Here is a 9,390-nt window from a genome sequence, read left to right as displayed (position 1 = left end):
TCGCGCTGGTCTGTCCGGTGTTGAGATAGCCGATCGCGCCATCCGTGTAGGTGGCCATCATCCACACGGTATCGCCAACCCCGAGGGCGGGCACGTTGACATAGCCGAGAGCCGCCAGGGCGAACCCGTAATCCGTATCCGCATGGGTCGGATTGGGCAGTCCCGTGATCGGGTTGATCACGGGCGTGGTCACGCCGTCGACCGTCGTGAGACCCGCCGCCACGTCGCGGATCTGGTGCAGGGCGCCCGACAGCTGCACTTCGCCCCAGGTGCCCCTGTAGCGGATGTTGGCCACCACATCCGGCACGATCTCGCCCGCATAGGTCGAGGCGATCGGCGCGAAGACCGGGACGGTCGCACCGGCGCCGAACAGCGGGAAATCGAGCTCGTTGTTGATGCTGCGCTCGGTTCCGTCCTCGAGCGACAGGGTGGCCGAGAGGCCGTTGCCGAAGGAGAACGTGTAGGCCAGAAGGTTCACCTCGGCGTTCGCCGGATCGTCGAAGCGCAGATCGCCGAAGTTCGGGGCCGGCAGGTCCGGGCTCGTGAAGAACGACACCGCCCGACCGGCGGTCAGGCCGCCGAACTGGACGAAGGCCTGCTTCACGATGGCGCTGTCGCCGCCATAGACGCCGGTGTTGTGGGTCAGCTCGAAGCGGATGTAGGTGCGCAGCATGCCGTAGGCGGTGGCGGTGCGGGCATCGAGGTTGATGCGGCCGCGGCCGCGAAACCCGATGGAATCGTCCTCCCGGTCGGTCGGCTCGAAATAGGCGTATTCGGCGCGCACGCGGCCGCCGACGCGCAGGCAGGTCTCGGTGCCCGGTATGGAGAAGAAGCCGTTGCCGTGCGTCGAGCAGATCCGCACGTACTCGACGGGAGCCGCGCTCTTGGCCGGCAGGTCGGCGGCCTGTGCTCCGCCGGACATGATCGCCGCAGTTCCGAGCAACAGGGTTCGCACAGACGCCATGATACAAGCTCCAAGACTACGCCCAGCCGTGTGATGAAGGATTGTGCAGACGGGCGCGGAACGGTCAAGCAGACCCGGACGGGCTCGCCCAGGGCGGCGCGCAAATCCGGCTTGGTGTTGCCGGCCCGCATCATGCGGGGCGCTCGGATCAGCTCAGCAGAACCTGGACGGCGATGATCTTGACGATGGTCATGCTCGGGAAGCAGATCGCGTAGCCGAGATCCGTCCGCTCCGTCGGCGCAAGGCGTCCCGCCGCGACCAGGATGGCGGGATTGCCCGTCGATCCCGCGCACACGCCGAGCAGGTCATCGAAAGGAATGCCCAGGAGGTAGCCCGCCACCAGGGTGATCAGCACCAGGGTGAGAAGGACGGCAGCGCCGCCGAGCAGGATCTGGATGCCGCTGGAGGCAACGGTCTGGACGAAAGGGGTGCCCGCCCCGATGGCGACCGCACCGATGAATATCGAGAGACCGAGGTTGCGCAGGACGAGATTGGCGACGACCGGGATCCGCCAGCCCAGCGGGCCGGTTCGGCCGAGCCAGCCGAGGACCAGCGCCATGACCAGGGGACCGCCCGCGACGCCGAGGCTGAAGGTGCCGCCACCCGGCAGCGGCACGGGAATCATGCCGAGCAGGAGGCCGAGCGCGATCCCGACGCCGATCGACACGAAGGACAGTTCGGCGTTGCCCTTGATGCTGTCGCCGAAGTGACGCTGGAGGTCCGCCTTCCGGTTCGACGGGACCGCCGCCACCAGGAGGTCGCCGAACTCGAGCGTCAGGTCGGACGACGCCATGATGTCGGCGTCGCCCCGGCGGACATGCGAGATGACCACGGGAAAATCCGGAAGCGGGATCTCGTGGACGCCTTTGCCCACGAAGGCCGGCTTCGACACATAGACCCGCGCTACGTCGTAGTTGGCCCGGTCACGGCTGATGCGCCCGGGCTCCTCGTGTCCCATGGCCGCCTTCGCCCGCTCGATGCTGGCCGGGTTGCCGACCAGAAGCAATCCGTCGCCTTCGTGCAGTCTCGTTCCGGCGACCGGCGGCGCATTCACGTGATGCTGTCGGACCGCCACGATCTTCAGGTCCGATGGGAGGATTGCGGAGACCTCCTCGACCGTCCGATCCTCGCATGTGGACTCGAGGGTCAGCTCGGCCACCCGGACGCTCTGGGACGGGGCCTTGAACGTGGGTTTGACCCAGGCGGCCATGACGGTCATCAGGATGATCGGGCCGACGACGCCGAAGGGATAGGAAACCGAGTAGCCGATGGCGGGATCCTGGTTGCCCGCCGCCGCCAGGGCGGCCTGCAGGGTCGGCGTGCTGGTGCCGGAGCCGGCGAACAATCCGGCGGCCGTTCCCATCGAGATGCCGAGGGGGCCTGCCAGCGCCATGGCCATCAGGAGCGAGGCGACCACGGATACGGTCGCGAGGGCAATGTACTTGAGGCCGGGGCCTTTCAGGCTTGAGAAGAACTGGGGACCGAACTGAATGCCGACGCCGTAGACGAACATGACGAGGCCGAGCGTGCCGACCAGTCCGGGAGGCGCCGCCTTCGGGGCGATCGCCCCGATGATCAGACCGGTGAACAGCACCGCGCCGGCCCCGAAGGAGACGCCGGCGAACGAGATCTGTCCGAGCGCGTAGCCGGCCGCAATGGCGAGGAACAGCGCCAGCAGGGGCGAGGCCTCGAGCAGGGTGCGAACGAGATCGAGCATCATGTCCTCTCATCTTGCGCGACAGCCGGCATCCCGGAATTGGCCTAGGACCCGTTCCACCAGCGCGGGCGACGGGGAGGGCGTGTCGGACAGCTCGTAGGTCAGGCCCATGGCCTTCCACTTGAAGGCGCCCATCTGGTGGAACGGGAGGACCTCGACCCACTCGACGTTCTTCATCGGCGCGACGAAGCGGGCGATGCCCCCGACATTGGCGGGATCGTCGGTCAGACCGGGAACGAGCACGAACCGGACCCAGACCGGCTTGCCGAGGGCCGCCAGCCGCTCCGCAAACTGCAAGGTCGGCCTGACGTCCTGGCCCACGGCGCGGCGATAGGTCTGCGGGTCCCAGGACTTGATGTCGAGCAGCACGAGATCGACTTGGCGCAGGTACGCGTCGTCGGCCCGCGCGCCGAGGAAACCCGACGTGTCGAGGGCCGTGTGCAGGCCCATCCCCTTGGCGGCCGCGAAGAGCCGCTGGGTGAAGTGGAGTTGAACCAGCGGCTCGCCGCCCGAGATCGTCAGGCCTCCGTCCATGGCGCGCAGCGGCGCGGCATAGGCCTGAAGCGCGGTCCTGGCGCGCTCGAACGACACCTGCGTCCCGTCCTTGAGATGCCACGTGTCCGGATTGTGGCAATAGAGACAGCGCAGCAGGCAGCCGCTCATGAACACCACGACCCGGATTCCAGGCCCGTCGAGGGTGGACCCGGTCTCGTAGGAATGGATCCACCCGAAATCGCCTCTGGGATCGTTGAAGCCTTCCGTCTCCGGCGCATCCGGAGATCGTGCCTGCTGCAGGTCGTAGCGACTATGGGCCCAGGGCTCGTCGGCCATGGCGTCAAGCCTCACTCACCGTGGAAGGTCCGGCTGATCACGTCCATCTGCTGCTCCCGGGTGAGACGCACGAAGTTGACCGCGTAGCCGGACACCCGAATGGTCAGTTGCGGGTACTTGTCGGGATGCTCCATGGCGTCGAGCAGGGTGTCGCGGTTGAGGACGTTGAGGTTCATGTGGAACCCGCCCTGACCGCAATAGGTGTCGAGCACCTTCACGGCCTGCTTGATCTTCTCGCCCTGGTCGAGACGGTTGAGGCTCGGCGTGATGGACACCGTGTAGCTGATGCCGTCCTGCGCATCCGCATAGGGGAGTTTCGCCACCGACAGGCAGGAGGCCAGCCAGCCGTGGCTGTCGCGGCCGTGCATCGGATTGGCGCCCGGGGCGAACGGCTCGCCGGCCTTGCGGCCATCCGGCGTATTGCCGGTATGCCGGCCGTAGACGACATTGCTCGTGATCGTCAGCACCGACTGGGTGTGAACCGCGTTGCGGTAGGTCGGATGCTTGCGGATCTTCTTCATGAAGGCGGAAACGAGATCGGCCGCGATGGCGTCGACGCGGTCGTCGTTGTTGCCGTATTGCGGATAGGCGCCGGTGATCTCGTAGTCGACGATCAGGCCGTCCTCGCGCCGGACGGGCCTGACCTCGGCATGCTTGATCGCCGACAGGCTGTCGGCCACCACCGACAGGCCGGCGATGCCGAAGGCCATCGTGCGCAGGATCTGCTGGTCGTGCAGCGCCATTTCCAGGCGCTCGTAATAGTACTTGTCATGCATGTAGTGGATGCAGTTCATGGCGTGGACATAGGTCCTCGCCAGCCATTCCATCATGCCGTCGAACTTCGCCATGACGTCGTCGTAGTCCAGGACGTCGCCGGTCACGGGCGTCGATGCCGGGCCGATCTGTTCGCCGCTGACCTCGTCCCGCCCGCCGTTGATGGCGTAGAGCAGGCACTTGGCGAGGTTCACCCGCGCCCCGAAGAACTGCATCTGGTTGCCGATGCGCATGGCCGAGACGCAGCAGGCGATGCCGTAATCGTCTCCCCAATAGGGGCGCATGAGATCGTCGTTCTCGTACTGGATCGACGAGGTCTCGGCCGAAACCTTGATGCAGTAGCGCTTGAAGCCGTCGGGCAACTGCTTCGACCAGAGCACGGTCATGTTGGGCTCCGGCGCCGGACCGAGATTCGTCAGGGTATGCAGCATGCGGAAGCTGGTCCGGGTGACCAGGGGACGGCCGTTGAGGTCCATGCCGCCGACGCATTCGGTGGCCCAGTACGGGTCGCCCGAGAACAGGGCGTCGTAATCGGGCGTGCGCAGGAAGCGGACGATGCGCAGCTTCTGGACGAGCTGGTCGATGAGTTCCTGGGCGCCCGCTTCATCGAGGGCGCCGCTCTTCAGGTCGCGTTCGATGTAGATGTCGAGGAAGGACGAGATGCGGCCGATGGACATGGCCGCGCCATTGGCCTCCTTGATGGCGCCGAGATAGCCGAAATACGTCCATTGCACAGCCTCGCGGGCATCGGCCGCGGGCCGCGTGACGTCGCAGCCGTAGCCCTTCGCCATGGCTGCGAGATCGGCCAGGGCCCGCATCTGCTCCGCCAGCTCCTCGCGGTCGCGGATGACGTCGTCGGTCGGCCACTTGGCGTCGAGAAGCGCCCGCTCGCCACGCTTGGCCGCGAGCAGTTTGTCGGTGCCGTAGAGAGCGACCCGGCGATAGTCGCCGATGATCCGCCCGCGGCCATAGGCGTCGGGCAGGCCGGTGATGATGTGGCTGCGCCGGCAGGCCATGATCTCCGGCGTATAGGCATCGAAGACGCCGTCGTTGTGGGTCTTGCGGTACTTGGTGAAGGTCTCGTGCACGATGGGATCCGGCTCGAAGCCGGCCGCCTTCAGTCCGGCTTCGACCATGCGCAGGCCGCCATAGGGCATGATGGCGCGTTTGAACGGCGCGTCGGTCTGCAGGCCGACGACGACCTCGTTGTCGCGGTCGATATAGCCCGGCGCGTGAGCCGTCATCGAGGATGGGGTCTTGGCATCGACGTCGATGACGCCCTTGCGGATCTCCTCCTGGAAGTACGGTTGCAGCTTCGCCCAGACGGCCTTCGTCCGTTCGCTGGGACCGGACAGGAAAGTCTCGTTACCATCATAGGGCGTGACGTTGCGCTGGATGAAGTCGCGGACATCGACGGTGGTCTGCCAGCGCCCGGGCGCGAAGCCGGCCCACGCGTGCACCGAAGCCGCGTCGTCCGGAGAGGCGCCGCCCCGGCCCCGTGGGGCTTGCGGCTCTCCGACGGGGTGCTTCAGCGTATCGGCGGATCCTTGCGCAGCAACAGCTTCATCGGCCATGACGGTCTCCTTCCACGATGCCTATGGCGGCATCGTTCGGTACGCTCACGCGGCTCGCACGCGCCGCCGGGCGCCTCAGCAGAGCACCAGGTTCTGGGCGAGGCCGGCCTCGCTCGTTTCCTTGTACTTCGGGTTCATGTCCTTGGCGGTGTCGGACAGCGTCTTGATCGTCGTGTCGAGATCGACCCGGTGCCGGCTCGCGATCTCGTTGGTGGCGATCATGGCGGCCGCCCAGGCCTTCACCGCTCCGAACGCGCAGCGCTCGATGCAGGGAACCTGCACATAGCCGGCGACGGGGTCGCACGTCATGCCGAGGTGATGCTCGAGGGCCGACTCGGCGGCATTCTCGATCACCCGCGGCGGCTGGTTCAGGACCTGGGTGATCAGGGCCGCGGCCATCGCGGACGCGACGCCGATCTCGGCCTGGCAGCCGCCTTCCGCGGCGGCCAGCGTGGCGTTGTGCTTGCACAGGTAGCCGACCGCCAGGCCGGCCAGAAGACCTTGGCGGATCTTGTCCATCGGCACCGCCCGGCCGCTCTGGGTCAGGGCATAGACGATGGCCGGCATCACGCCCGCCGACCCGCCGGTCGGCGCCGTGATGACCAGATGGCCGCGGGCATTCTCCTCGGACGCCGCCAGGGCGAAGGCCGAGACCAGACCGATGGCCCGGTCGCTCATGTAGGTATCGTCCATCGCCCGCTCGTAGACCGTGGCGGCCTTGGAGTGGAGCTTGATCGGCCCGGGCAGGACGTCGTCCTTGTAGGACAGGCCGGTCTTCACCGTGGCGATCATCGCGTTGGCGATCTTGTCCAGGAAGGCGTTGATCTCTTCCTCGTTCCTGCCGGACACGGCGACCTCGTTCGCCATCATGACGTCGGCAATCGAGAGATTATTCTTCTCCGCGTGCTGGCGCAGCTCCTTCATGGTCGCATAGGGGTATTTCGGCGCTCCCTTCTTGGGCGGCTCGTAGCCCTTCCACTCGATGAAGCCGCCGCCGACCGAATAGTACTCCTGCTCGTAGAGGACCTTGTCGCCGGCCATGAGGCGGGCCGTCATGGTGTTCGGGTGCGGGAAGTCGCCCTTGGTCGCATCATAGACGATGTCGGCGAGCGACAGGTTGAACGTCTTGTTCCCGACCTTCACGGGATAGGTCTGGTCGGGCTTGGCGATCATCTCGTCGAGGAAGCGCGGGTCGACCGTCGCCGGCTCCTTGCCCACCAGGCCGGCGAGGGCGGCGCGCTCGGTGCCATGGCCCTTGCCCGTGGCGCTCAGGCTGCCGAAGAGATGGACCTTGAGGCCGGTGGCCTGCGAGAGCTGGTCCGCGGGGAGCTTCGCGACGCGCTGGTAGAAGTCGTAGGTGATCCGCATCGGCCCGATGGTATGGGAGCTCGAAGGACCGGGGCCGACCTTGTAGAACTCGTCCGCCACCGTCATGACCGGCCCCTTCGACGACTTGACGACGTCGAGATCCGGTGACAGTGCCGAACTCATCTTGAGGCCGGCGTCGCCGCCAGCCGCTTCCCGCTTGGCCTGCTGCGCGGCGGCTTCCGTCGCGGCCTGCTGGGCTCGGGCCTCGGGCGCCCAGGTGGTGCCGGTCATCACGGCCGCGGCGCCGATCGCGGCATGGCGGACGAAGAAGGTCCGGCGGTCGATGCCCGCGGGAGGGCTGACGGGTTCGGACGGTGTGGAAAGCAGCTCGTCGTCCTGGCTGGAGCGAGTCATGGCGCGTCCTCCTGTTCGGAATTTGGAGGCGCCACGGGCCTGCGGGCGTCTCCGCTTCCGTTCTTGCCGGAAGGATATCCTTCCCTTGAGCATGATCTTAGGATGCCCGGGCGGCGGTGCTTGACCGAAAGGGACATTCGCTTGACACTTTGAGAAGTGCAATGCCCGATCGACGGGACAGGCCGGACTTCAGTCAAGCTGGAGTCTCGATCATGCGGCGGCCGAACCGACGCGCGTGCGGGCAGGTGCCCCGGCTTGAAGCGGGATGCCGCCGTCGCGGACGGCCTGCGGCATAAACTGTCAAGAGATTGTCCAGACCGGTCAAGCATCCCGCTCCCCTTGGCCTAGAATGCTTCCGCGTCGTCGACCCGGCAGGGCGGAACGCGGCCGTTCCCGTAACGTAGCGTCCAAGAATGCCCAGATGGGATCTCGCCCGTGCTCTGTGGATTGCGCGCGGGGCTGAACGGTGCAGGAAAGGGGAAGGAGCGATGGAGATGTCGTTCACCCGCCGGGCGGACGAAGCGCCCTCGGCCTCTGGACTCGACTCCCTGACCGACGATCTTCGCCGGGTGCTTCGGATCGAACTGTTCCGGGACACCTGCTCCGCGGTGAGCGTCGCCCGTCTCTTTTCCATGCACCGGCGCACCTTGAGCCGGCACCTGCGCAATCAGGGCCTCGCCTTCCGGCAGGTGGCGAACGAAATCCGCTTCGAGATTGCCTGCGATCTTCTTGAAAATACCGACATGCCGCTGAGCCAGATCGCGGCAGTCTTGAGATACTCCGAACTGAGCGCGTTCACGCGCGCCTTCCGGCGCTGGTCGGGACACACGCCTTCGGCATGGCGCAGCGATCACCCAGGTCTTCGCAAAGCGCCCCGGATCCACAAGCGGCGCCACCGGGATTCCGGCGTTCCTTCGAGCCGCCGCACGGGCGATCCCACCTGACATGGCCGTACGTGACGGCCGGTCATTTCGGGACCGCAGTCCAAAACTGTCAACACGATGGCCCAACAGGTCAAGCAGCCGGGAATGGAGCCGCCATACTCACACCTCCGGCAACCTGAGGCGACCGTCTAGCGCATCGTGCGGACCCGGAGGGCCGCGTCATCCGATGCGCCGGTCAAGAGAGGGAACCTCGGATGAATCCCAAAAGTGGTGTCCACTTTTCACGTCCGAGGCTCTAGCGGGAGCAGAGCGCGGAGGCCAGCATGACGGTTGCGGTTCAATCCCAAGACATGTCCCAGGATCGGCGGCGGCACGACAAGTACGACCGGCTGGTGGCGGTCGCCCAGTCCCTGCCGAAATTGAAGGTGGCTGTTGCGCATCCCTGCGATGCGGCCTCCCTGGGGGCCGTGTTCGAGGCGACGGATCTCGGCCTGATCGAGCCGATCCTCGTCGGGCCTCAGGCCAGGATCACGGCCACCGCGGCGGCGCTCGGCAAGGACGTGTCCGCGATGCGCATCGTCGATGCCCAGCACAGTCACGCCGCCGCAGAAGCGGCCGTCGACCTTGTGAGATCCGGGCAGGCTGAAGCCCTGATGAAGGGCAGCCTGCATACGGATGAGCTCATGGGCGCCATCGTGCGTCGCGAAGGGGGCCTGCGCACCGCCCGCCGGATCAGCCACTGCTTCGTCATGGACGTTCCGACCCATGAGACCGCGCTGATCATCACCGACGCGGCCGTGAACATCGCCCCGACCCTGGAGGACAAGGTTCACATCGTGCAGAACGCCATCGACCTCGCCCGGGCCCTCCGGGTCGATCCCGTGCGCGTCGCGATCCTGTCGGCCATGGAGACCGTGAACCCGA

The 9,390-nt window shown here is 66.6% G+C and carries 7 protein-coding genes; 2 read left to right on the top strand and 5 right to left on the bottom strand.

Annotated elements, in window-relative coordinates:
* From OCW50_RS32180 to OCW50_RS32160, 5 genes are all read right to left on the bottom strand, one after another.
* On the bottom strand, positions 1-964 hold a 964-nt coding region (locus OCW50_RS32180), incomplete at its 3' end, for a porin (protein ID WP_262300320.1).
* Positions 965-1,112: 148 nt separating this feature from the next.
* Complete coding sequence (locus OCW50_RS32175) at positions 1,113-2,681, bottom strand: aspartate:alanine exchanger family transporter (RefSeq protein WP_262300319.1); 1,569 nt, start codon at positions 2,679-2,681, stop codon at positions 1,113-1,115.
* A 9-nt stretch (positions 2,682-2,690) separates the two neighbouring features.
* On the bottom strand, positions 2,691-3,512 hold the full coding sequence (gene pflA, locus OCW50_RS32170) for a pyruvate formate-lyase-activating protein (protein ID WP_262300318.1): 822 nt from the start codon (positions 3,510-3,512) through the stop codon (positions 2,691-2,693).
* 11 nt (positions 3,513-3,523) lie between these two features.
* Complete coding sequence (gene pflB / locus OCW50_RS32165; RefSeq protein ID WP_262300317.1) at positions 3,524-5,860, bottom strand: formate C-acetyltransferase; 2,337 nt, start codon at positions 5,858-5,860, stop codon at positions 3,524-3,526.
* Positions 5,861-5,935: 75 nt separating this feature from the next.
* Positions 5,936-7,582, bottom strand: a complete 1,647-nt coding sequence (locus OCW50_RS32160) for an L-serine ammonia-lyase (protein ID WP_262300316.1) — start codon at positions 7,580-7,582, stop codon at positions 5,936-5,938.
* Positions 7,583-8,076: 494 nt separating this feature from the next.
* Between OCW50_RS32160 and OCW50_RS32155 the strand changes: the two genes are divergently transcribed.
* The gene (locus OCW50_RS32155; protein WP_262267560.1) at positions 8,077-8,526 is read left to right on the top strand and encodes a helix-turn-helix domain-containing protein; all 450 of its coding nucleotides are present in this window, start codon (positions 8,077-8,079) and stop codon (positions 8,524-8,526) included.
* Between the two features lie 263 nt (positions 8,527-8,789).
* Positions 8,790-9,390 (top strand): phosphate acyltransferase (locus tag OCW50_RS32150; RefSeq protein WP_262300315.1); only part of this gene is annotated, 601 nt, incomplete at its 3' end.

The organism is Microvirga sesbaniae (assembly GCF_025460805.1).
GTDB lineage: Bacteria > Pseudomonadota > Alphaproteobacteria > Rhizobiales > Beijerinckiaceae > Microvirga > Microvirga sesbaniae.
Note: the sequence above shows the minus strand (reverse complement) of the source record. Positions and strands in the feature narration are given on the sequence as shown.